Raw genomic sequence first — 24,791 nt, 5'->3', positions numbered from 1 at the left:
GATGTTTAGGGATAAAAATGTGTTTTATAATTTTCTGACTCTACATAGAGCAGGTTTGTTTCAATTTTCTAAGAAGTGAATCGATGTATTCTGGAAATTGTGTCAGGGCCTCTCTTAAATGTCTTTCTCCTTCGATGTAGCCTTCTGTTCTTGCAATTTCCAATGCAGAATCATATACTTTATCGAGGTAGCCATCTGGCATTTGAGCAGAATCTAAATCAGTGTTGTTCATAGCTTTACATTTAAATGTTGTGAGTTTTATTGTTTAGTGATATCCTGTGATATTTAAAATATAAAACAGTTTATTTAATATAACATATTGATAAGCAAATAGTTTTAAAAATTACGAATTCATGTACGGATATATTTTTATTGGTACAAGGTGAATGTGCTGATACAGTGATGGATGCTCCCCCGATACGTTTTTTGTTTATACACAAACTATTGATATGTATTGGAAAACGGATATTTTAAATTTGTGTAGTGTATGATCATATTTATGATCAATATATTTTCTTAATGAGTGGGGTTAATCTGTTATGATAGGATATCTAACAGATAGTAGTAGTATTTGATGTGGTCATCTTATGTTTTTTCTAAAACCTGATTGAAAAGAGCGGATGACTAGTTAAATTTATATTGACCTTTTTGACTATCAAGAAATATTGCTTAATCTATATTTTTTATTTCATTCTTAAATAAAAAAGTAATAAATTTATATAACCAATAAAAATCATACTTGATGAGAGAGTTAATTAAAAATAATCTTGGTGTGAGATCTTTTTGTTGCTACATACTTGTCAGTGCTACTGCTGTTGCTATTGGTATATTTTTTATACAATGTTTTGATCAAATTGTTTCATACGAGTTTACTAAAATCCCATATTTTTTGTTAGACATGTTTATGATAACCTTTAAGGCTGCTATTTTAGTAGCATTGATCACATTATTTTATTCCTATATCCTTAGATCAAATCAAAAAGAAAATGCAAAATCTGGTATTATCAAATGGCAACCATTCTTTTCAATACTGTTTACATTTGTATTTTTGCTGTTTATACATTTTATGTTAAGTGCAGATACACCTCTAATTATCCATAGTTATGCAGTTGCTATTGGATTCTCAGTTGTGATTGTATGTGTGTTATTGTTATATGGAAATAAGGCTTACTATGATAATTTTAAAAAAGTGTCATTTTATCTTGATAAAGATGAATCTTCTAAACTTATAAATGAAAGTTATTTAGGGAAAAATTTGATTTCTAATAATAATAATAATAATAATAATAATAATAATAATAATAATAATCGGCAAAATATCAGGCAAGCAGTAGATCCTAATGAAGAACTCATCAAGAGGGTAGAAGAACTAATGAAATTTACTGAAGAGCAGGAGGTTGAACCTATCGGAAATGTCAATTTAAATATTGTAATTTATGTTTACGGTGAAGGTTTTGACTATTGTTTACTTGATTCGGGATTGGATATACCTTTTTTGTTTGGTGATGAAAAACCTGAAGCTGTATTAGAAGAATGTCATTTTTTACATATTAACCTTGCTTTATACATTAGGGTTGATCAGGTATATATATTTGATTTTGATGAAAATTATGTGATACTGAATCCAGCTGTTGATCGCAATTTATCCAATATCAGAAGCAGGAGAGTGAAAGAAAAACTGAATAGTTATCGTGTTATTGGAAAGCCATCGGGTTATTTTCATATACATCCAGATCTGAGTATTGAACTTCGTGCTTTATTAGATAAGTATATGAATAAACGTTTTGAAAATTAATAGTTGTATTTCTTTACTACTTATATCTATCTTTTTGATTTGTGAATATGGATTTAATCACTGTCAAAGTTGAAGTGTTGCATACAGGTTTATAGATTAAAATTACACGATTTTGCTGCGAAAAAAAATACTGCCAACCAGATGAGTCCTTTAATTAGGAAAAAAAGGAAAGCACCTATTCCTACATTTTTGATCCATTGTCTATTTTTATTTTGCATAGTTGATTTATTTGTTTAATGTAATTTTATTCAACCTCTGTTTTATTTTCTTTTACTAATATAGATAGCTGTATGGTGAATTGAGCCAATAGGAATACTGATTTCTTTTTGATCTAATAATTCTAAGTTATTTAATTTTATCGGATCACCAAAATGCTTTTTTTCTTTACATATACAGTGCTATGTACTTTTCTTAAATACCAAAAATTAGTGGAGTCGAAAATCTTTAAGTGATCAAGATAAATAAGTGATAGTAAGTGGTGTTATAAGTAAACTTTATCTGGTGTAATTTATGTGCTTGATCTAATATGGACTGCTACTATTGGGTTGTTTTTGTATATAATTGTTCTGCTGAGTTATTTTTGAATACGGAAAGATCACCCTTTTATGTTTGAAAAATAATTATGATCAGCGGATTAAAAGGTGATCTAAGTATGTACATGATGATCTATGTATGGATAAATAATCAAGATCAATTTATTCAATTTCCTTTGCAATAAGTTTGTTGTATTAATTTTGTTATCAAAAAAAATGGCAAATTTTGTTATTTTTATCATGCATTAATATGAATTGATGATGTATATCAAAATGGTTATGAACATATGTTTGAATTATTTGCCATATATCACTTGGTAACTATTGTTCTATTAAGAGGTGCAACTAAAATTAGTTTCAGAAAACGGATTGTTTAAAATATGCTGAAATTTTATAACAATGTGGTCATTGATGCGTTTTAAAGAAGAAATTGATTAGTCATATTTATATTCAATAGTTTATGTATAAACCCGTTCAAGTTAATCGGAAAGATATTTATTTTAGACCTGATACGAAACGTGTTCTCGCCCGTTTTTTTTCATTAGGTGATGAGCGGTCGGTTAAAGTTATCCATCGTGTATTGCAATTGTCCGATGAAAAACAAAAGGAAGTTTTTGGACAAGTATTGCGTAGTTATTCGCAAAGACATCGCAGTATTGTTAAAGTTTTTGAGCGGAATTTTGATCGCGTACGTCATTTATTAGAGCGATTAGATACGCCAACGGATAAAATATCAATGACCGCAAAATTATTAATCGGCTCATATTTTACGATGGAATATTCAATTGAATCGGCTGCACTATTTAATCCTTCTATTGTTGAGCATCCGGATCAGAGTGAGCTTTTTAAAGGTGAGAAACGAGTCATTATTAGTTTTAGAGCTACAGGTGAGGGTCATGTATCATCTATTGTTTTTCGATCTGGATATATAGATGTTGAAAATAACATTCATCTGGATGTGATGGGAACGCTATTGGATAAGCCTATTAATATCAAGAATCACCGGTACAATAAGAGTAGTTTTATATCAAAGCTTATGGAGTTACATCCTAATGGAGCGTTGGCTATGGAGAAGCTCACCCAAAATTTAACTGAAACTTTTACTTATGAAGAACTGAAACGTTATGTCGAGGAGATAAGAGCAGGAATTGAGTATACAGCAGATAATGATGGGATCTTGAAGCAGGCTATATGGTTGGCTTCATCACACTATGAGATGACATTCTCCTTGGATACGGCTATATCGGAAAGGGTTATCTTTCCAATTTCTGATACGGAGAAAAGGGGTATTGAAGACGCCCGCTTTGTTCGATTTATAACACCAAAAGGAGAAGTTATTTATTATGCTACCTATACTGCATACGATGGATTTAGTATTTTACCGAAATTATTGACGACAAAGGATTTTTATCATTTTACGGTGAAGCCTATTCACGGTGAAATTGCTAATAAAGGTGCGGCTATTTTCCCAAGAAAAATCAAGGGTAAATATGCGATGCTATGTCGTATAGATGGTGAAAATAATTATATCGCTTATTCCGATTATATCAATATATGGAATGAAGCAATTCATTTGGTTCAAGAGCCTTCGAGTCCATATGAATTTATACAGATAGGAAACTGTGGTTCCCCGATTGAAACCACAGCTGGATGGTTGATCATTACTCACGCAGTTGGTCCTATGCGTGAATATGTGATCGGTGCTTCTTTATTAGATTTAGAGAACCCACATATTGAAATAGGCCGCTTAAGTCTCCCAATTTTAACACCTAATGATATGGAGCGGGAGGGTTATGTGCCTAATGTAGTGTATTCTTGTGGTGCAATCGTTCATAATGATCAATTGATCATGCCCTACGCTATGTCTGATTATGCATCGACTTATGCAACGATCAACTTGAACGATTTAATTCAAGCTATTCTTCAACCTGAAGTTTAATCTTTAATTCTTTATAAATAGTTATATAGGATATAAAATAACATAATGTACTTTCAGCTCCTTGATTTCGATTAATACCATAGGTCTCTAGCCCATCGCAACAACCTTTCGTATGATGATCGTAAAGAGGGAGCTTAAGGTCATTTTCACCTAAGAACCATTCGAAAGAACGAATCATTTTTTCAAAATATTCGTCGTTTTTGGTGATTTCAAAAACCTCTCTGAATAGGAGTACAGTGGCTGTGACATCAATAGGTTGTTGACCAAATTTACTCATATTTTGATTTTGTTTAGCCCATTTTTGATTTCCGATGATGGATAAAAATCCGTTTTGCATAATGATATTTTCCAAAAAGTAAAAAGTCGTAAATCCGATTTCTTTCAGTTTATCATCGTTTAAAAATTTATTAGACATGAGTATAGCTAAAGGTATAATAGCATTGTCATAGGCAAGTACAGGTTCAAACCATTTCCAGTCTTCATCAGCGCTGGCTTCATATTCATGTACTAATTTGAACGCTAATTTACGAAGTAGCTCGGTGATCCGTTCATCATTGGGTTGTTGTTTTAGATATTCAGATATACCCATCATCGTATAGGCAATTGCACGAATTGATTTTAAATTTTCAAAATGCGGTACTGCTTTAAAAAAAATGAGTGAACCTAATTGATAAAAATCATTGTATGGTGCTGTATTGAAAAGATAACCTAATGCCCAAATAGCTCGACCAAAGGAGTCTTCCGATCCAGTCTCTTCTAAAAACTCATTTTGAAAATTCATGAAATTATGAAAGAGACCATCTTCTCTTTGCGCATAATAAATATAACTTAGATAAGTCGAAATTCTTTTCTTTGTTGCTTTCTCTCCAAATGCATCATGTTGCATTAAACTTACGAGAAGTGCTCTAGCATTATCATCTAAACAATACCCTTCTCTGTAATTTGGAGTTGCAAAGGTAGCGTGTTGAATAATGCCGACATGGTTTGTCAATCGATCTAGATGATCCCATCTAAATTTTGGAAAACTTTCCAGGCGATCTATTTTTGTTTTGGTATCGGGACTCAAAGGTGCTAAAAATAGATTTTGGAATAATTTGGTATAGGAATGCCCTAATTTATTCCAAGTCGTCTTTTCGCCATGATGGCGAGCTTTAATTCTAAGATCTTCAAGTTTTTTTGGATTGTCAAATAGATCAATGAGAATATTTTTTAATTCTTTATAATTTTTAAAATCAAATAAAATACCTCTTCCATCAGCCAATAAATCTTTAGCATGCCAGTAAGGTGTGGATAATACTGCAGCTCCAGCTCCCACCGCGAATGAAAGTGTACCACTTGTTATTTGGGCCTCATTAATATAAGGTGTGATGTAAATATCACAGGCTGTCAAGTAAGTTGTCAATGCCTCAGTACTAACAAAATCATTAACAAAAAGGACATGCTGCTCTAGCCCTTTTTCTTTTATGAGTTCGATGAGATATTCTCGATATTCTTCGCCAGATTCCAACAGGACATTAGGATGTGTTTTGCCTACTATAAGGTAGATCGTCTCAGGGTATTCTTGAACTACTTTAGGAAGTGCTTGGATAACGGTTTCAATTCCTTTATTACGGGCTATAAAGCCGAATGTTAGGATAATTTTTTTGTTAGCTAATTGAAGTTGCTCTTTTGCTATATCTTGTTTGTAATCGAAAGCTGGGACTCCATGGGGTATCAATCTAATTTTGTTTTCATGTACATGATAGATTTTCTGAAGTAAATCTATCGCATATGAACTCATCACGACAATGATAGATGCTCGTTTGGCAATTTCTATCAGAATTGCTCTTTCGTCGATATTTGGTTTTTCTAGTATGGTGTGTAAATTCACTAATAAGGGCATGTGAAGCTGATTTATTAATGAGAGAATATAAACGCCACTATTTCCTCCGAATATGCCATATTCATGCTCCAATACCACGCAGTCGTATTTGTTTTCATTTATGAAATGAGCAGCTTGAATATAATCTAATTGCTGATGAGTATTAATTTGGAATACGACTTCCTCTGGATAGGAGTATGGTTGATCGGAAAGTGCGATAACGTGCTGCGTGATCGCTGAATCTTGGTGGTCTATGGATTGTATTAAATCATTTGTAAAAGTTGCTATTCCACATTGTTTCGGCAAATAAGTACTAATGTAAGCTATTTTCATGTTTATTTTGTAAATTTTATTGTGAAATTAAATTGTCTTGTATGATGATCTTAAGGATACTATTTTCTGTGATAAGTTCTATGATCAATGGAAGCGTGTATTATACTAATGCTTATTTTTTGTATAATACTAATGCTTATTTTTTTTAAATTTATTTTGAATAGTGAAAATTGTGACTAACAAAATGATGATTGTCTTTGATCCGATTAGTAAACAATTAGATAGGGTGAAAGTTTTTGAATTGGTTCAAGATACTGCTTTTAATTTAACATTAGCAATATCATTGTAAATCGTTAATTATAGTTTGTGAACTGAATTATTTTATATTACCTGAAAACAATTTCATCGTTTGTATGTTATTTAGATAGTACTTAATTTAAAAAAGGAGATTTTATTATGAGCGAATTAACATGGAAAGGTCGTTGGAACGAACTAAAAGGAAAAGTTAAACAGCAGTATGCGGATCTAACAGACGATGATTTATTGTATGCTGAAGGAAAAGAAGATGAGTTATTAGGTAAGCTTCAAAAGAAAACTGGTAAGACTAAGGAAGAAGTTGAAGATTGGTTGGACAAATTGAAATAGTAAAAAGAAAAATAATTTTTTGACATATAAAATAGGCTGTGTAGTATATATACAGCCTATTTTATGTGATCTATTTTTAATACAAAATCAGTGTTTTAACAACAAATTACATGTTTAACCATGAATAATCGCATGTAATTGAGCGTGTTAAATAAATTATCTACAAGATCTTTTAAAAAAAAATAGCTTAATATTCAATAAGTTACATTTGACTATTAAAATTTTCCCTCATTTGTGAAAAAAAACTTTTATCTTCGTATAGCCCATCCCAAAAGGGCATGTTTTTCATAGGTAGATGAAAAAGTCGAGTTTTCCTAACTCGACTTTTTTTTGTTATACTCCTTACATGTTTTCTGATTCTGTTGCTGCGATGAGAGGTACAATTTTCATTGATTTTTTAGATGACTGTAATAACTGTTTTTTCAAAAATTGGCTATCGACATTTAAATTGCTAAAGCTGTATGAAATTTTTAATATTCGAAATTATTGAAAACAGAAAAGCCTCACTAGAAGTGAGGCTTTATTAAGCAATTAAGCAGTGCTCCCAACTGGGCTCGAACCAGTGACCAAAAGATTATGAGTCTTCTACTCTAACCAACTGAGCTATAGGAGCGGTTAATTTTTTTTGTCAAAATGCAACGTTTAGCGCGTTTTGACGATGCAAATATTGATATTTGTATTGATATTTCAAAATAAAAAGATGAAAAAAATTAAAAATATTATCCTGGATTATGGTGATGTGATCTTTATGATCGATTTTTTGAAGATGGAAGCAGCCTTTAGTGAGTTGGGTATCAAAAATGTACGTGACTATTATGGACATCGTTCGCAAACAAAACTTTTTGATGAATTTGAACAGGGGAAAATTTCATCTCAGGACTTTAGAGAAGGGATTCGCACTATATCAGGTATTTTTTCATTGACAGATCATCAAATTGATTCAGCTTGGAATGCCATGTTGTTGGGTGTACCTGATGGAAATCATGATTTACTGTTAGCATTGAAAAATAAATATAGGTTATTTTTGCTGAGTAATAATAATGAGATCCATTATAATTGGATTATGAACCATCTGAAAAGTAAGTTTGGTCTGGAGAATAATACCAAATTTTTTGAAAAGGATTATTATTCACACTTAATGGGTATGCGTAAGCCCAATGCCGATATTTTTGAATACGTATTATCGAAACACGAATTAAACCCAGATGAAACGGTATTTATTGATGATAGTCCACAACATTTAAAAACGGCTCAAGGATTGGGGATACAAACTTATTTGTTGACAAAACCAGATACTTTGCAAGCGCTAGTTTATAGAGAGGGATTATTAGAAAAATAGTAAAATATATATTTGAAATTACCAATCATAGTTGTACCTTTGCAACACTTTAAAATTAAAAGGCTACGAAAGGAGGTATATACAGAGCATGATTATCGTAAATGTAAAAGAAGGAGAATCTTTAGATAGAGCATTAAAACGTTTTAAAAAGAAATTCGAGAAAACTGGAGTTTTAAGAGAACTACGTTCACGCCAAGCTTACGAGAAGAGATCTGTAACTCGTCGTATTCAAGTTAAGAAAGCGATTTACAAACAAGGATTAAACCAAGAGGTTTCAATCTAAGGTTTCTTAGAAGATATAAAAAAGGGGAAAGTTTACTTTTCCCTTTTTTTATGCGCTTTATTTTGCTAAATTGGATACAAATAGAATGAAGTATGTATTTGAAGGAGTTTGAGCGATATTTGCAATTTGAAAGACGGTATTCAAAGCATACCTTAATTGCTTATATCCATGAGGTCAATTTATTTTTAACCTTTCTCGAAAATGAAGATTTGATTTTTGAGCAGGTTAATCATCGTGATATGCGCCACTACTTTTCATTGATGGCAGAAGCGAAAAAATCGGCTACTACTGTCAATCGAAGTATTTCTTCTTTACGTACTTACTACAAATTTTTACAGCGGGAGGGGATCGTGAAAGGCAGTCCTATACAGGTGAAAGCTTTAAAGACACCTAAAAAGCTTCCTGTCGTTGTTGAGAAAGATAAGTTACTGCTTTTATTAGATCAAATGGAAGTGAACGTTCATGATTTTGAAAGTAGGCGAGATAAATTGGTGGTTGAATTACTTTTTGGGACAGGTATTCGACTTACTGAATTATTACAAATTCAAGATCGAGATATCGACTATTATAATAAAAATATCCTTATATTCGGTAAAAGGAATAAAGAAAGGCTTGTCCCGATCAACGAAACGTTAATAAAGGAGTTACAACTTTATTTGCAAGCTAAAAGTTTGTATATTGAAAATAATAAATCAAGTTTCTTAATCGTTACTAAAGAGGGAAAACCAGCATACGAGAAATTGATCTATAGAATAGTGCATAAATATCTATCGATGGTTTCTTCACAAAAGAAGAGAAGTCCGCATATATTAAGGCATACTTTTGCAACTGCATTGTTGAACAATGGAGCTGATCTTAATGCAATAAAAGAGCTCCTCGGGCATGCTGGGCTTGCAGCAACGCAAGTATATACGCATAATTCTGTGGAGCGGTTAAAGTCTATTTATAAACAAGCTCATCCAAAAGCTTAAAAAAAGGAGGAAAAATGAACATTACTGTGCAATCAATTAAATTTAATGCTGATCAAAAGCTAATTGAGTTTATCCAAAGAAAAACAGGTAAATTGAATCAGTTTTTAGACTCAATCATTGGTGGAGAATGTTATTTGCGTTTAGAAAATGTAGATGATGAAGCTAATAAGGTATCGGAAATAAAAATAAATATACCCGGAAGTCAACTTTTTGCGAAAGGACAAGCTAAAAGTTTTGAAGAAGCAACTGATATTGCAGTAGAATCCTTAAGAAGACAAATTAATAAACATAAGACCAAAACAAAGACACAAGCAAGTAATCATAAAGAAATTTTGACTACTGAGGAAGAAGAGTATTAATGAAGTAAATATTAAAGAGAAAGGACTAATCGACGAGGTTAGTCCTTTTTGTGTTTAGATTGTTTTAAAAATTTGGTATGCTACTACCTGCTCACAGTAATTGCTATTTATAATTATTAAAAATAATTCATCAGTTACTTGGATTGATTATAAATAATGGCTATTTTTGTCTCATCATAATAAATAAGGAAATGATCGATACAATCTGTCCATTAGCACATGTAGAAGAGGTTTTTAAAACTGAAACTGGAGCGATATATCAATGTAGTCGTAAAAATTGTTATTGGATGGAATTTGCTGGTTCGACTACTTCATTTTCTGTTTCTGATTTTTTAAAATTTAAAAAATTTATTGATCAAATTGATATTGAAAAAATGTTAATTGATACTGCAAGGTCTTCGGATTTTACTTTGGTGATGCCTTATCGTACAGAACGATGCTTTCTACTGGCTGTCCAAGATATTTTAAATTTAAGAGAACTGTTGGATGGTGCTAAGTTTATGATTGAATTAAATAGTGTCATTAAGGCTTGTTTACGAAGTTCCTTAGTCTCCGTATTGGCATAAAAACCTTACTTATAATTATACTGATTCTAAACTATTTAAGTTTTTTACCGCTAATTTAGACTTAATTTGTATTGTATATTTTTTATACAAAAATCAGTTTCCAGCCGTATATTTGTATTGTTCAAGTAGGTCAGGTATTATCAAACTTGATCTTTAATATTGGAATTAAAACTTACAGATATGAAAGATTTATTAAAACTAAAATCTTCTTTAACAGAGGAAATTGAAAATATATTAAATGCTCAAATTAAAGTTGAAGCACACTCTTCCTCCTTATATTTAGCAATGTCATCATGGTGTGACGACCAAGGTTTGGAAAATGCTGCTGAATTTTTTGCTAAGCAATCCAATGAGGAAAGAGAGCATATGTTGAAAATATTTAATTATATCAACAATAGAGGCGGACGTGCAATATCTCCTGAAGTGACAGGTATACCTTCTGATTTTGATTCTTTTCGAGGAATTTTTGAATCTGCATTAGAGCAAGAGATGTTTGTAACTGAGCAATTTAATAACATCGCTGATAGATGTATGAAAGCAAAGGATTATGTTACTTTCAACTTTTTACAGTGGTTCTTATCGGAACAAGTTGAAGAAGAGTTTGTTGCAAGAAGAATTTTAGAATTGTTTGATGTAATAGGTGAAGAGGGTACTGGTCGTTGGGAAATTGACAAACACTTACTCAAGGTTACTTTTTCAGGTGAATAATTAATATATTCTAGTAAAAATAAAAAAAGGTGGTTTATTTATAATAAACCACCTTTTTTTATACAATAATTCAATATTGCTCGTTATGGTTGTGCGAAATATTGTGTATATTAACATACTAATAGAATAAGTTGTTTTGATGTCGGATAAATTCGAAATATCAGGTAGTAATCATAAGATCATTTTATTTATCATTCTTTTTTTTGTTGTAAATAGGGTTGAGGCTCAAATGCAAAAAAAGGAAGTGTATGGCTTTGTTGTGGACAGTGAGGGTCAGCCGCTTGCAGGTGTAAATGTTCGATTGACAACTTCGCTGGATACTATTGTGGCAATCACTTCTAAAACAGGATTCTATAAGTTTTTCCAAGTGAAGGGTAGTAATATCCGGTTGAACTATAGTTCACTTGGACTGCAGATCGTAGATCGATCTTATCCTCAATACAATACGACTGATCGGGTAGTCGCGGAGACGATCATACTAAAACCTCAAACCTCTGTTTTAAAAGAGATTGTTATTAAGAAATATAAGCCTATCACCTTTAAAGAGGATACTGTACAATTTAATATGGCAGCATTCCAATTTGATCGGCGAACGTTATTAGAAGATGCGTTAAAGCAAATTCCAAATTTTCAAGTTTCAAGAGATGGTTCTGTATATGCTTTTGGAAAACCGATTACTTCTGTACAAGTAGATGGTAAGAAGTTTTTTGGTGGTGATGTACTGACTGCTACCCGAAATCTTCCTGCAGATTTTATCAAAAATATTCAAGTAATTGACTTTTATGGAGATGAGGCTAATGCAAAAGGAACAAAAAGCGCAAATTCAGAGAAGATTTTAAATATTATTTTAAAAGACGATAAAAAGAAAATCACTTTTGGGCAGGTAACAGGAGGATTGGGCAACCAGGAACGCTATCTTGCTAGTGCGGGTATTAATAAATTTAATGATGGACAAGAATTATCTTTTGTCGGTTCTATTAATAATACTAATACTAATTTATTTTCTTTTGGATCTCCAAATGGTGGTGGTTCTCGTGATCGGGTTATGGGTGAATTGGCCGACTTTGCAGATCCTACCGATGGATTTAATAATGTTGGATCTTTGGGAACTAGCTTTTCAAGTAATCTAAGTGATAAAATTTCGGCTTTTGGACGTTATAGCTTTACAAATACGAAAAATACTACTAAAGGAAATTCCTATCTACAATCGGTTTATGGTTATAATACCATCAGTAATCTGGAAGATTACGTCACTAAGACTGTCGACAATACTCACCATATGAACTGGGGGTTTGATATTAAACTATCTGAATCGGATATGTTAAAAATATCCCCAACATTTTCTTGGAATAAATCGAAAGGTGATGAAATCCGTGATCGCCATATTAAAAATAGATTGATTACGAACAAAGGTGAATATGCCTCTGAAAATAATAGTACAAGTCCTAATGCAGAAATAGATATCTTGTATGCTAAAGTCTTTAAGAAACCAGGTAGAAAGGTAGTATATAACTTGCATCTGGGTTATAATTCTCTTGAAAAAAATGAAAACATCGTTGATAAAAATACAATTATCGATAGTACATTTAATGAGATAAATACGAAGAATACTTTTTTAAATCAATTTGTTAAGAGTAATAATCAAAATCAAGATATAAAAAGTTCACTATCGATCATAGAACCTGTGGATAAAGGGGGAGTATTGGAATTAAATTATGATTTTAATTATACCGCAATTGATGCAAGGCGTTTGGTTCATGAACGGAGTAATGAACAAAATGAATTATTTCGTATTGATTCGCTTAGTTTAAGCTATGATTATGCATTTTCATCCAATAGGGTTGGAATGAAATATCAACAAGATATTTTCTCTAAATTTAAATATAATATTGGATTTGCTGTGCAACCTACTGAGCTGACAGGATATTCACGTGATAAATCTATTAAAACATCATATAGTAATGTAAACTTAATACCTGCAGCAGGCATCAAGTGGAAATTTAATGAAAATACTGACCTATCTATTGATTATTTGGGAAAAAACAATCAACCCAATTTCTATCAGATCCAACCGATAGTAGATAATACAAATTCTCAAAATATCATTGAAGGAAATCCCGATTTAAGAGCTGAATTTGCCAATCGTATTTTAGCAAAATATCGTAAATCGATTGTTACCAAGGGACAGTATTTTGAGGGTAGTCTTGCATATAATTTTGTATCTGATAAAATTGTTTCTAACCGGACTACCGTTCTGAATTCTACAGTACAAAAGACTACTTTTTTAAATACTTCTGGTTATTACGATGTGAAGGCCTACTATCTATTTACTGCGGCTCTGTTTAATGATAATATACAAATGAGTCTGAATGGTAATGCAGATTATTATAATAATGTGACTTATATCAATGATAGGCGCAATGATGGCGGGCATTTCTTATATTCGCAATCCCTTCAATTCCGCTATATGTTTAATGATTTATTTGAAGCAGAACTCAATGGTAATTACTCTTTAAATAAGGCTTCATATAAACTGCCTTTTAATGATCAAATCATAGCACATACTGGTGTTCTAGGTTTAGGTTCTAAGTGCTATGTAAGTGAACATAGTTCTTTTGGTGTAGAAGTATCTCAAAGATTAAATGCAGGATATTCATCTTCGTCTTGGACAAATATTAATCCGACAATTATTAATGCTTACTTTGAGTATACGTTTATGCGCAACAACTTAGCTATGCTTCGAATTCAGGGTTTTGATTTACTAAATCAAAATTCAGGAATTACGAGAGATGTAATAGGGAATGATATTTTGGATGTCCAAAATGAAAGATTGTCACGTTATTTTATGGTTTCTCTAAATTTCCGTTTACAAAAATACCCTAAAAAATCATAATGAAAGCAGTTGTTATAACAAAATTTGGTGGGCCTGAGGTTTTAGAGGTGCAAGAGGTCGATAAGCCAACGTGTACTGGGTACGAGGTTTTAATCGAAGTGAAGGCGGCGGGAATGAATCGGCCAGACGTTTTTCAAAGGAAGGGAAATTATAGAGCTCCTGATGGTGCTCCTGCTGATATTCCAGGCTTAGAAGTAGCTGGAGAAATTGTGGGAATAGGAGATTTGGTACGTGAATGGAAGATTGGAGATCAGGTTTGTGCGCTTTTATCTGGAGGTGGCTATGCTGAATATGTCTCTGTTGATCAGGGGCAATGTCTACCTATACCTAAAGGGTTTAGTTATGCGGAGGCAGCTGCTTTGCCCGAAACCTTATTTACAGTTTACCACAATGTATTTAAGAGAGGCACTTTGAAATCTGGTGATAATTTTTTAGTGCATGGAGGAAGCGGTGGTATTGGATCTATGGCAATACAGTTGGCAAAATTGTCTGGAGCAAAAGTATTTGTTACGGTAGGATCAGATGCTAAAGCATCATACTGTAAACGAATAGGTGCAGATGTTGCGATTAACTATAAAAAAGAAGATTTTGAGGAAATCATTGGTAAAAATCAAATTGATGTTGTGCTAGATAGTATCGGTGGTGATTACTTTGCTAAAAATATAGAAATATTGAAGGAGGATGGTCACTTAATTTATATCAATGCGATGCAAGGTGCAAAAGTAGAATTGAATCTTTTTAAATTGATGCAAAAACGTATTTATATATCTGGCAGTCTCTTAAGAAGTAGAAGTATTGCGTTTAAGAAGGAGGTGCGTAATGAAATTATTGATCATGTTTTTCCATTGTTACAACTAGGGTTATTTAAAACCAATATATACAGAGTATTTGAACTTGAAAATGCACAAACAGCTCACACGATATTGGATTCTGGAGATTTTACGGGGAAGTTAGTTTTTGTTTTTTAATAGTTTCTCGAAATCTCTCTTTGATATTGCAAAGGGGTAAAGCCAGTTGCATCTTTAAAGTACTTATGGAAACTTACAAAGTTTTGAAATCCGCTTTCAAAGCAAATCTGTTTGACATTCAGTGTCCGCTCGGCCAATAATCGGCAAGCATATCCAATACGCATCTCAATAAGATACTGAAATAGGGTCTTTCCAGATTTGGCTTTAAAATAACGACAAAAAGAATTGGTTGTCATACCGGTCATGGAAGCAATATCTTCAAGTCGAATGTGTGTTCTATAGTGTTGCGTAATGTATTCCATAATTACGTTCATTCTTCCAAAATCAAGATCTTGTCTATCAATAGGGTAGTTTTCACTGGATAATAAATGATATTCTTCTGACTCTGAAATTAAAGTTAAAACTTCTATTAATGCTATTATTTTAGTTGAATTTTGACTTTTTAAAAGTTTTTCTATAAGTGATTGTGCTGATTTTAATATTGATTTATTTAATTGAATTCCTCTTTTGGATTTTTTGAATAAGTTCTTAATTTTATGATTTTCAGGTAGATTAAAAAATTGCTCGCCTAAGAAATTTTCTTTAAAATGTGCTACTCTAATATCTGCTGGTTCGGGATTTGGACCATCCAAATAATGACTATCAAATAGCCAATAATGTGGTAAATTGGGACCAACCAAAACAATATCTCCACTTGAAAAATTGTTAACACTGTCACCAATAAATTGTGTACCAGCTCCTTTCTCAAAATGTATTAATTCCAATTCTTCATGATAGTGCCACAGATTATGATTCTGTGGTACGATATCATTTCTTACGCTGAAAGATTGTACATTGCTGTTATTGACTTTTAATAGCTGAGGCTTCATTTATTAATAAATATATGCACATTTTTTTGATTTATCGGCATGATGAATGATAATATAGTTTATTAATTGGGTAAAATACTTAAATTTTGTTCCATTATTTATTCTTTATTTTACATAAACCAATGATAAATTATATTCTATATGTCGATCAGTAAAAGTAATAAACTAGCAATTGTTCTTGTAACGTCCTTATTCTTTTTTTGGGGATTTGTTCATAATCTAGACCCTATTTTAATTCCACATCTGCGCAATGCTTTTAGTTTAACGCATTTACAGGCTTCTTTAGTAGATTCGGCAGTTTTTATTGCATATTTTTTACTGGCTATCCCTGCTGGTATAATCATGAAGAAATATGGTTATAAATCAGGGATTTTAATCGGCTTGATACTTTTTGCCGTAGGTTGTTTTCTTTTTATACCTGCGGCTAATCAGATTAGTTATATTTTCTTTTTAGGGGCTTTATTTATAGTTGCTTGTGGCTTAACAATCTTAGAAACTGCCGCAAATCCATATGTAACAGTATTAGGGGATCCTAGTAAGGCAACTCAACGTTTAAATTTTGCTCAATCTTTTAACGGTTTGGCGGCATTTATTGCTCCAATTCTTGGTGGTAAATTTATTTTAGCAGAACAACCTAAATCCGATACGGAGATAGCTGCTATGACTGAACAGGTTAAAATTGCTTATATTCAAGCAGAGACTGCAACAGTTAAAGGGCCTTATTTGATTTTAGGTTTAATTATATTGATTGTAGCGGCTATTCTTTTTTTTACAAAACTTCCTGATATAAAAGATGACGAAGGAGAGCAAAAGTCAGGCTTTTTTCATGCGTTCAGACATCTGAATGTAAGATGGGCTGTGATTGGTCAATTTTTTTATGTTGGTGCTCAAGTTTGTGTATTAAGTTTTATGGTATTATATGCCACAGATGTGGCCGGCATATCTCCATTAAATGCTTCAAAATATGCGAGTTTTGCTGGTTTGGCGTTTATGTTAGGTCGATTTGTCGGGACATTTTTTATGAAATATATTAAGCCATTGACATTATTGATGATATACTCTGTAATTTGTATTTTATTGTCATTCATTGTGATATATGGTTCAGGTGAAGTGACAGTGTATGCTTTAATTGCGGTTGCTTTTTTTATGTCAATTATGTTTCCAACTATATTTGCAGTAGGTGTTGAAGGTATTGGAGCAGATACAAAGTCTGCGTCGAGTCTAATCATTATGTCAATTGTAGGCGGAGCAGCGCTACCTCCAATATTGGGGTTAATTTCAGATAAAACCGGAGATCTCCAGCTTGGATACTGGGTGCCCTTAATCTGTTTTGTCGTGGTATTGTTATTTGCATTAGCAAATAGAAAATCAAATAATCAAATTGTAAATTCTACTCATGAATAATATTAGTAATATCAAACAGTATACGTTTGCTTTGGATTTAGTCAATGATCCAAAGCTTATAATGGAATATGAAAACTATCACCGTGCCGTATGGCCGGAAATTGAACGATCGATATTAGAGGCTGGAGTCACAAAAATGCAAATCTTTAGATTTGAGAATCGATTATTTATGATTATGGAGGTAGATGACTCTTTTTCTTTTGAGAAAAAAGCACATATGGATACGAATAATCCCAAGGTGCAGGAATGGGAGCAATTAATGTGGAAATATCAAAGTGCTATTCCAGGTGGAAAAGAAAATGAAAAATGGGTATTAATGAATAAGATATTCGAATTGAAAAAATAAGATGATAAAGGATAAGAAAACGTATTTGCAGATTCATCCAAGTGATAATGTGTTGGTGGCTTTACAAGATTTGCCTCAAGGCACAGTGATTGAATGGGATAATAAAAGTTTCGCATTATTGGAGCATGTTGCTGCTAAACATAAGTTTACCATTCATCCATTGTTTAAGGATGATGATATCTATATGTATGGGGTATTGGTAGGAAAGGTAAATTGTGATTTAAAAACAGGATCATTAATATCAACGTTGAATTTAAGACATGCTGCAGATGATTTTAAATTAAGTAAAAGAAACACTTCTTGGAATAAACCAGATGTTAGTGTTTTTAAAGATCGGACTTTCAATGGTTTTCATCGTTCTAATGGAGCTGTTGGTACTGCTAATTATTGGGTAGTGATTCCATTGGTTTTTTGTGAAAATAGAAATGTTTTGACTTTAAAAAGCGCTTTTGAAGAAAAGCTCGGATATAAAATTAAAGCTAATGATTATAGTGCGGAGGTGGACGAGTTGATACGCTTGTATCAGTCGGGTGCTGATGTATCGCAAATTATCGCTCAAGATTTGAGCGCTTCGGTTGATCAAACTAGCGATCAAAGACTATTTGCAAATGTAGATGGTATTAAATTTTTAAATCATGAAATGGGATGTGGTGGTACAAGAATGGATTCAGATGCACTATGTGGACTGCTAGCGGGTTATGTGACGCATCCAAACGTAGCTGGAGCTACTATTCTGAGCTTAGGCTGTCAACATGCTCAAGCTTCGATTTTGCAAGCTGAAATCGCAAAAAGAGATCCACAGTTCGACAAGCCTTTGTATATTTTTGAACAACAAAAAGAAGGTACTGAAAAGGAGCTAATGCAAAAAGCTGTTAAATCAACTTTTGCAGGAATGATGGAAGCGAATAAATATTCACGTAAGCCTGCTTCTTTGGATAAATTATGTATTGGATTAGAGTGTGGGGGATCAGATGGTTTTTCTGGTATATCTGCTAATCCAGCTTTAGGTTATCTTTCTGATATGTTGGTGACATTGGGCGGGTCTGTTATTTTAGCGGAATTCCCTGAGCTCTGTGGTGTAGAGCAAGAGCTTAGTGATCGTTGTATAGATGAAGCTACTGCGGACAAATTTATGCAGTTGATGCGCGTATATAATGCAAAAGCAGAAGCAGATGGATCTGGTTTTTATATGAATCCTTCTCCCGGAAATATACGAGATGGACTTATTACCGATGCTATAAAATCTGCTGGGGCAGCAAAGAAAGGTGGAACATCTCCTGTAACAGCAGTAATTGATTATCCCGAATTGGCCAATAAACCAGGTTTAAATCTTTTATGCACTCCGGGCAATGATGTTGAGAGTACTACGGCAGAAGTCGCTGCTGGTGCTAATATTGTTCTATTTACGACCGGATTGGGTACACCAACTGGAAATCCTATTACTCCAGTAGTAAAATTATCTACAAATACTAAAACATTTGAGAAAATGTCTGATATCATAGATCTGAATTGTGGAACAATTATCGAAGGAGATGAGTCCATTGAGGAAGCTGCTCATCGCATTTTAGATTATGTGATTCAAGTAGCGAGTGGTGAGGTAACTCCTAAAGCAGTTCTCTTGGGTCAGGATGATTTTATTCCATGGAGGAGGGGTGTATCTTTATAAGATAGGATGAGCTATCAGATTGCCTTATATGTAATATACAATTTGAAATTTTAAAAAAGATACCATTTGAAAAGTTATATTTTCGAGCAGCAATTTTTTCCTGATTGAAAATTATTATGATAAACACAACAATATGTCAAAATTAAAAAATAAGGTCGCTATAATAACTGGTGGTGGAAGTGGAATTGGACGTGCCATAAGTTTGCTCTTTGCTGCAGAAGGTGCTACCGTTCATATCTTGGATCTAAATGTGGAAGGAGCACAAGAAGTTGTTGCTGAGATATTATCTGGTGGAGGACAAGGATTTGTCCATAGTTGTAATGTAAGTATTCAAGAAGACGTTTTAGCCATAGTAGATAGCATAGGTAAAATTGATATCTTAGTCAATAACGCAGGCATAGCACATGTAGGAAAATTAGAAAATTGTACAACAGCAGATTTTGAAAGAGTATTTAATGTAAATGTTAAAGGTGCTTATAATGTGCTCTATGCAGTTGTTCCAAAGATGAAAGAAAATGGGGGTGGAGCTATTTTGAATTTAGCATCGATTGCTGCTTGGGTAGGTATTAGCGATCGTTTTGCTTATTCAATGAGCAAGGGTGCCATTTTTGCCATGTCACTTTCTGTTGCACGTGATTATATGGCTGATGGAATTCGTTGCAATAGTATTTCTCCTGCCCGTGTGCATACACCATTTGTAGATGGGTTCATTAGTAAAAATTATCCAGGGCAGGAAGCTGAAATTTTTGAAAAATTATCAAAGAGCCAACCGATAGGCCGGATGGCACAACCAGAAGAAATTGCAAAGTTGGCTTTGTTTTTATGTAGCGATGATGCCGGCTTTATCACTGGAAATGATTATCCCATTGATGGTGGTTTTATTAAATTGAATAATTAAGATTAAAATAATGGAGAGGCTTTTGAAGTCAGGGTTTATAATAAAAGTTTAAAGATATGAAATTAATACGTTTTGGAGAGCAAGGGAAAGAGAAGATAGGTGTGCAAATCGATGGTATAAATTACGATACCTCGGCTTTTGGTGGTGATTATAACGAGTCATTTTTTGAAAATGACGGTTTAGCTTCTTTAGAGGAATTTGTAAAAGCAAATTCAGGTAAATTAATTCCTGTAGCTGATACAGAAAGAATTGGAGCTCCCTTTGCAAGACCTTCAAAAATCGTTTGTATTGGATTAAATTATAAAGATCATGCAGAAGAGACTGGTGCAGCAATACCTGCAGAACCTATCATCTTTATGAAATCGACTACTTCTTTATCAGGTCCTTACGATCAGGTGATGATACCACGGGGTTCTGTAAAAACTGATTGGGAAGTAGAGTTTGGTATTGTGATAGGTAAAAAAGCTTCGTATGTAGATGAATCTGATGGTCTAGATTATATAGCAGGTTATGTGCTTCACAACGATGTTTCGGAACGTGAATATCAATTAGAGCGCGGTGGGACATGGGACAAAGGAAAAGGTTGTGATACATTTGCACCTATGGGACCATATTTGGCTACTAAAGATGAAATTAAGGATATTAATAATGTCAATATCTGGTTGAAAGTTAACGGTCAGATGTATCAAAATGGCAGTACAAAAAATTTAATTTTTTCTGTTCCATTTATTGTGAGTTATGTATCTCAATTTATGACATTATTACCAGGAGACGTAATTTCTACAGGAACACCAGCAGGTGTTGGCCTAGGCTTTAATCCTCCTATATATCTAAAGGCTGGTGACATCATTGAATTGGGGGCTGATGGGTTAGGGGAATCGCGCCAAGAAGTCATCGCTTATTCTCGTCATTAATCTCATTTTTATGCGTATAGATGCTCATCAACATTTTTGGCAATATGACCCCAGTCGTCATAGTTGGATTACGAATAAAATGCAGGTTTTAAAAAAGGATTTTCTTCCATTAGATCTAAAATTTATTTTAGAAAAAAAATGAATTTGACGGTTGTATTGCTGTACAAGCAGATCAATCCGATCAAGAAACTAAGTTTTTAGTACAACAAGCAAAACAATATCCATTTATTAAAGGTGTGATTGGTTGGGTGGACTTACGTGCGGGTAATATTGATGAGCGATTGCATCAATATAAAGATGAATCACTTATTAAGGGTTTTAGACACGTTGTGGAAGGAGAAGAGGATCCCGACTTTCTAATACGGGATCATTTTCTTAAAGGCATTGAATTTTTATCAAAGTATGGTTATACTTATGATCTATTAATCAGACCTCGTCATTATGATGCTGCTTTAAGATGTGTTCAAAGTAATCCAGATCAAGTATTTATTTTGGATCATATCGCTAAACCTCCAATAAAATCACGCGAATTTGAAGAGTGGGCATTATTCATTGAAGAGTTAGCTGCTTTTTCAAATGTGAGTTGTAAAGTTTCAGGTTTGGCGACTGAGGCCGATTGGTCAAGTTGGCGTTTGGATGACTTTAGCCAATATTTAGGTCATGTATTTGATACTTTTGGTAAGCATCGTATTATGTTTGGTTCAGATTGGCCGGTATGCTTATTAGCTGCTTCTTATGAAGAAAGTGTTGCCATTGTGGAATCTAAATTAGAAGCATTTACTACAGTTGAACAAGAAGCGTTTTGGGGAATGAACGCATTTACAATTTATAATTTATAATATGAATCTAAATCTAAAAGATAAAGTTATCATAGTTACAGGAGGAGCAAAGGGGATTGGTAAGGCAATTGTTTTGGGTCTAGCTCAAGAAGGTGCTATCCCTGTGATTGTTGGCCGTCGACAAGTGGATAATAATCTGGTTAAACAAGAAGTAGAGGCTCTTGGTCAGCAGGCATATGCGGTGCAAGCTGAACTCTCTGATCCAAAAGATTGTGAAATTGCAGTTGCAGAAACACTTGATCGTTTTGGCCGCATTGATGGTTTGGTCAATAATGCAGGTGTGAATGATGGGGTAGGTTTGGCATCTGGAAATTACGAGAAATTTGTTTCCTCTTTACATAAAAATCTTATTCATTATTATTTAATGGCTCATCATGCTTTGGATGCTTTGATCGTATCTAAAGGAAGTATTGTCAATATTACTTCAAAGACTGCTGAGACAGGTCAAGGAAATACATCTGCATATGCCGCTTCTAATGGAGGTCGGAATGCATTAACGCGAGAATGGGCAGTCGAACTGCTTCCATATCAAATTCGTGTCAATGCCGTAGTGGTTGCAGAATGTGCTACACCACAATATGATACATGGATACAAACTTTAGACAATCCTGTAGAGACTTTAAAGAAAATTACTGATCGTATACCTTTGGAGCACAGAATGACTACCGCAGAAGAAATTGCACATACTGCATTATTTCTTTTGTCTGATAAATCAAGTCATACGACAGGGCAATTGATACATGTAGATGGTGGTTATGTCCATCTTGATCGATCAATTATAGCCGAAAAATAAGAAAATAATAGAAAAGGGCTTTTAATAATTATTAAAAGCCCTTTTCTATTGTGTTATTCAGGATTAACCTAATTTACCTACTTCTTGAACCAAGTCAACAATTTTGTTTGAATAACCCCACTCATTGTCATACCAAGATACAACTTTCACAAAGTGATCATTCAATGAAATTCCAGCTTTAGCATCAAAGATAGATGTACGTGCATCACCTAAGAAGTCAGATGAAACAACTTCATCTTCAGTATAACCTAAGATACCTTTTAATTCACCTTCTGAAGCTTCTTTCATAGCAGCTTTAATATCTTCATAAGAGGCAGCTTTTTCTAAACGTACTGTTAAATCAACAACAGAAACGTCTGCAGTAGGAACACGTAAAGACATACCTGTTAATTTACCTTTTAATTCAGGTAAAACCAAACCTACTGCTTTAGCAGCACCTGTAGATGAAGGGATGATGTTTTGGTAAGCACCACGTCCACCTCTCCAGTCTTTTGCTGATGGACCGTCAACTGTTTTTTGAGTTGCAGTTACAGCATGTACAGTTGTCATTAGACCTTCTACAATTCCAAATTTGTCATTTAACACTTTAGCAACCGGTGCTAAACAGTTTGTAGTACAAGAAGCATTAGAAACGATGTGTTGGTCTGCTTTTAATTCTTTATGGTTAACGCCCATTACAAAAGTAGGTGTATCATCTTTTGCAGGAGCTGACATAACTACTTTTTTAGCACCAGCATCAATGTGTTTTTGAGCTAATTCTTGTGTTAAGAAGAAACCAGTTGACTCGATAATAACTTCTGCACCAACTTCATTCCACTTTAAGTTTGCTGGATCTTTTTCTGCAGTAACACGAATTGTTTTTCCGTTAACAACTAAGTTTCCGTTAACAACTTCTACAGTACCATCAAATTTACCATGTGTTGAATCGTATTTCAACATATACGCCATATAATCTGGCTCGACTAAGTCATTGATACCAACAACTTCAACATCTGGACGATTTACCGCAGCTCTGAATGCTAAACGACCAATACGGCCAAATCCGTTAATTCCAATTTTCATATTATTAATTTTTATTGATATAATACTTGATAAGATTATGAATAGGTTCTTTAATAATTGTTCCTATTGATATATTAAATTCTTCTGTTGCAACCTCTTTTAAAAGGTCTTCAAAATTTGCAGCTACAGAGCCTGTAAAATTGATGTCATTATCAGGATGTTCTTTATATAGCGGCTTGATGAAAGTTTTCAGAAATAAGCGAAATCCATTTTTCACAATCTGAATGATGAAAGGATGATTTTTATTTTCTAAAACAAAGTCGGAGAATGAATTAAGAAAAATAGTCGGTTGTGGAGAATTGTACACCTTCTCTAAAATTATTTTTCTATCAATGGCAAATTTATTCAACAGTTTGTCTTGTAAATCCTGAGGAAGGGTATCTGTTAAATAGTGTTTAAGTAATAACCTGGAAGTCCAATTTGTCGATCCTTCATCAGCTAAAATATAACCCAGACCATAGTTATTAGGGATTACTTTTTTTCCCGTGTAGAAAGCAGCATTTGAACCACTTCCAATAATGCCAATGATTCCTTTTTCATCACCAAAAGTTGAAATTGCCGATGCGATCACATCATGTTCAACTTTTACTTTAGCATTGATAAAGAATTTTTCGAATACAGCCTTGATTTTATTTTTACGTTCAGGAGAAGATGACCCTGCGCCAAAAAAATAGATACGTTTAATTTTTTCAGCATTATTAATAAGATTGGTATTCTTATTTAGAAGCTGTGCAATATATCTTTCATCCTGTAAATAGGGGTTAATACCACTAGTCCGAAAACCAGTGATCACCCGACCTTTGTCGGCTAACCTCCAATCTGCAAATTTTGAACCACTGTAGACTACTGCAATCATCTGAATTCGTT

General features: G+C 33.3%; 23 protein-coding genes and 1 tRNA gene. 18 read left to right on the top strand and 6 right to left on the bottom strand.

Annotation, left to right across the window (positions count from 1 at the left end):
- Window positions 1-40 precede the first annotated feature (40 nt).
- Window positions 41-232 (bottom strand): hypothetical protein, encoded by a 192-nt coding sequence (locus AC06G9_RS13105; RefSeq protein WP_045753954.1) that lies wholly within the window; start codon window positions 230-232, stop codon window positions 41-43.
- Between the two features lie 510 nt (window positions 233-742).
- Here AC06G9_RS13105 and AC06G9_RS13100 point away from each other — a divergent pair.
- Window positions 743-1,795, top strand: a complete 1,053-nt coding sequence (locus tag AC06G9_RS13100; RefSeq protein WP_480956441.1) for a hypothetical protein — start codon at window positions 743-745, stop codon at window positions 1,793-1,795.
- 993 nt (window positions 1,796-2,788) lie between these two features.
- Entirely contained in the window at window positions 2,789-4,267 is a 1,479-nt protein-coding gene (locus tag AC06G9_RS13095) for a glycoside hydrolase family 130 protein (protein WP_045753952.1), read from the top strand.
- Here the strand turns inward: AC06G9_RS13095 and AC06G9_RS13090 are convergent.
- A complete protein-coding gene (locus AC06G9_RS13090) occupies window positions 4,245-6,461 on the bottom strand; it encodes a glycosyltransferase family 4 protein (RefSeq protein ID WP_248753457.1) in 2,217 nt (738 codons plus the stop codon). The genes AC06G9_RS13095 and AC06G9_RS13090 overlap by 23 nt on opposite strands.
- A gap of 396 nt (window positions 6,462-6,857) precedes the next feature.
- On the opposite strand from AC06G9_RS13090, the gene AC06G9_RS13085 reads away from it, so the two are divergent.
- Window positions 6,858-7,046 carry a CsbD family protein gene (locus AC06G9_RS13085; protein WP_031289203.1) on the top strand — a complete coding sequence of 63 codons (189 nt, stop codon included), beginning with the start codon at window positions 6,858-6,860 and terminating at the stop codon, window positions 7,044-7,046.
- Between the two features lie 539 nt (window positions 7,047-7,585).
- On the opposite strand, the gene AC06G9_RS13080 is transcribed toward AC06G9_RS13085, so the two are convergent.
- Window positions 7,586-7,659 (bottom strand) — tRNA-Ile (locus tag AC06G9_RS13080).
- A gap of 87 nt (window positions 7,660-7,746) precedes the next feature.
- Here AC06G9_RS13080 and AC06G9_RS13075 point away from each other — a divergent pair.
- From AC06G9_RS13075 to AC06G9_RS13040, 8 genes are all read left to right on the top strand, one after another.
- The gene (locus tag AC06G9_RS13075; RefSeq protein ID WP_248753458.1) at window positions 7,747-8,385 is read left to right on the top strand and encodes an HAD family hydrolase; all 639 of its coding nucleotides are present in this window, start codon (window positions 7,747-7,749) and stop codon (window positions 8,383-8,385) included.
- Window positions 8,386-8,473: 88 nt separating this feature from the next.
- Window positions 8,474-8,668 carry a 30S ribosomal protein S21 gene (gene rpsU, locus AC06G9_RS13070; RefSeq protein ID WP_021190399.1) on the top strand — a complete coding sequence of 65 codons (195 nt, stop codon included), beginning with the start codon at window positions 8,474-8,476 and terminating at the stop codon, window positions 8,666-8,668.
- 92 nt (window positions 8,669-8,760) lie between these two features.
- Window positions 8,761-9,639, top strand: a complete 879-nt coding sequence (locus tag AC06G9_RS13065; protein WP_045754593.1) for a tyrosine-type recombinase/integrase — start codon at window positions 8,761-8,763, stop codon at window positions 9,637-9,639.
- Window positions 9,640-9,653: 14 nt separating this feature from the next.
- On the top strand, window positions 9,654-9,998 hold the full coding sequence (gene hpf / locus AC06G9_RS13060) for a ribosome hibernation-promoting factor, HPF/YfiA family (protein ID WP_045754592.1): 345 nt from the start codon (window positions 9,654-9,656) through the stop codon (window positions 9,996-9,998).
- A gap of 191 nt (window positions 9,999-10,189) precedes the next feature.
- On the top strand, window positions 10,190-10,564 hold the full coding sequence (locus tag AC06G9_RS13055; RefSeq protein WP_045754591.1) for a DUF6686 family protein: 375 nt from the start codon (window positions 10,190-10,192) through the stop codon (window positions 10,562-10,564).
- Window positions 10,565-10,744: 180 nt separating this feature from the next.
- Window positions 10,745-11,272, top strand: a complete 528-nt coding sequence (locus tag AC06G9_RS13050; RefSeq protein ID WP_045754590.1) for a ferritin — start codon at window positions 10,745-10,747, stop codon at window positions 11,270-11,272.
- A gap of 229 nt (window positions 11,273-11,501) precedes the next feature.
- Window positions 11,502-14,165, top strand: coding sequence for a TonB-dependent receptor (locus AC06G9_RS13045; RefSeq protein ID WP_248753459.1), 2,664 nt, complete (start codon window positions 11,502-11,504; stop codon window positions 14,163-14,165).
- Entirely contained in the window at window positions 14,165-15,133 is a 969-nt protein-coding gene (locus AC06G9_RS13040) for an NAD(P)H-quinone oxidoreductase (RefSeq protein ID WP_045754589.1), read from the top strand. Before AC06G9_RS13045 ends, AC06G9_RS13040 begins: the two co-directional genes overlap by 1 nt.
- Here the strand turns inward: AC06G9_RS13040 and AC06G9_RS13035 are convergent.
- Window positions 15,130-16,002: an AraC family transcriptional regulator gene (locus AC06G9_RS13035; protein ID WP_045754588.1), complete on the bottom strand. Its 873-nt coding sequence runs from the start codon at window positions 16,000-16,002 to the stop codon at window positions 15,130-15,132. The genes AC06G9_RS13040 and AC06G9_RS13035 overlap by 4 nt on opposite strands.
- A gap of 141 nt (window positions 16,003-16,143) precedes the next feature.
- On the opposite strand from AC06G9_RS13035, the gene fucP reads away from it, so the two are divergent.
- The 7 genes from fucP to AC06G9_RS13000 all read left to right on the top strand — a co-directional run bounded on the left by fucP (window position 16,144) and on the right by AC06G9_RS13000 (window position 22,862).
- Window positions 16,144-17,406: an L-fucose:H+ symporter permease gene (gene fucP, locus AC06G9_RS13030; protein ID WP_480956440.1), complete on the top strand. Its 1,263-nt coding sequence runs from the start codon at window positions 16,144-16,146 to the stop codon at window positions 17,404-17,406.
- On the top strand, window positions 17,399-17,752 hold the full coding sequence (locus AC06G9_RS13025) for an L-rhamnose mutarotase (RefSeq protein WP_248753462.1): 354 nt from the start codon (window positions 17,399-17,401) through the stop codon (window positions 17,750-17,752). The genes fucP and AC06G9_RS13025 overlap by 8 nt, the downstream gene beginning before the upstream one ends.
- 1 nt (window position 17,753) lies before the next feature.
- Window positions 17,754-19,418, top strand: coding sequence for a UxaA family hydrolase (locus tag AC06G9_RS13020; RefSeq protein ID WP_480956439.1), 1,665 nt, complete (start codon window positions 17,754-17,756; stop codon window positions 19,416-19,418).
- Between the two features lie 133 nt (window positions 19,419-19,551).
- Window positions 19,552-20,316: an SDR family NAD(P)-dependent oxidoreductase gene (locus tag AC06G9_RS13015; RefSeq protein WP_094773660.1), complete on the top strand. Its 765-nt coding sequence runs from the start codon at window positions 19,552-19,554 to the stop codon at window positions 20,314-20,316.
- 56 nt (window positions 20,317-20,372) lie between these two features.
- On the top strand, window positions 20,373-21,230 hold the full coding sequence (locus AC06G9_RS13010) for a fumarylacetoacetate hydrolase family protein (protein ID WP_480956438.1): 858 nt from the start codon (window positions 20,373-20,375) through the stop codon (window positions 21,228-21,230).
- A gap of 155 nt (window positions 21,231-21,385) precedes the next feature.
- Window positions 21,386-22,069, top strand: a complete 684-nt coding sequence (locus AC06G9_RS13005) for an amidohydrolase family protein (RefSeq protein WP_480958184.1) — start codon at window positions 21,386-21,388, stop codon at window positions 22,067-22,069.
- A gap of 1 nt (window position 22,070) precedes the next feature.
- Window positions 22,071-22,862 (top strand): L-fucose dehydrogenase, encoded by a 792-nt coding sequence (locus AC06G9_RS13000; protein ID WP_480956437.1) that lies wholly within the window; start codon window positions 22,071-22,073, stop codon window positions 22,860-22,862.
- Window positions 22,863-22,925: 63 nt separating this feature from the next.
- Here the strand turns inward: AC06G9_RS13000 and gap are convergent, their stop codons facing one another.
- Window positions 22,926-23,924 carry a type I glyceraldehyde-3-phosphate dehydrogenase gene (gap, locus tag AC06G9_RS12995; RefSeq protein ID WP_045754641.1) on the bottom strand — a complete coding sequence of 333 codons (999 nt, stop codon included), beginning with the start codon at window positions 23,922-23,924 and terminating at the stop codon, window positions 22,926-22,928.
- A 4-nt stretch (window positions 23,925-23,928) separates the two neighbouring features.
- Entirely contained in the window at window positions 23,929-24,780 is an 852-nt protein-coding gene (locus tag AC06G9_RS12990; protein ID WP_045754642.1) for a hypothetical protein, read from the bottom strand.
- Window positions 24,781-24,791 lie beyond the last annotated feature (11 nt).

The organism is Sphingobacterium sp. MAE (assembly GCF_056711605.1).
This window is presented reverse-complemented; position numbering and strand designations above follow the sequence as displayed.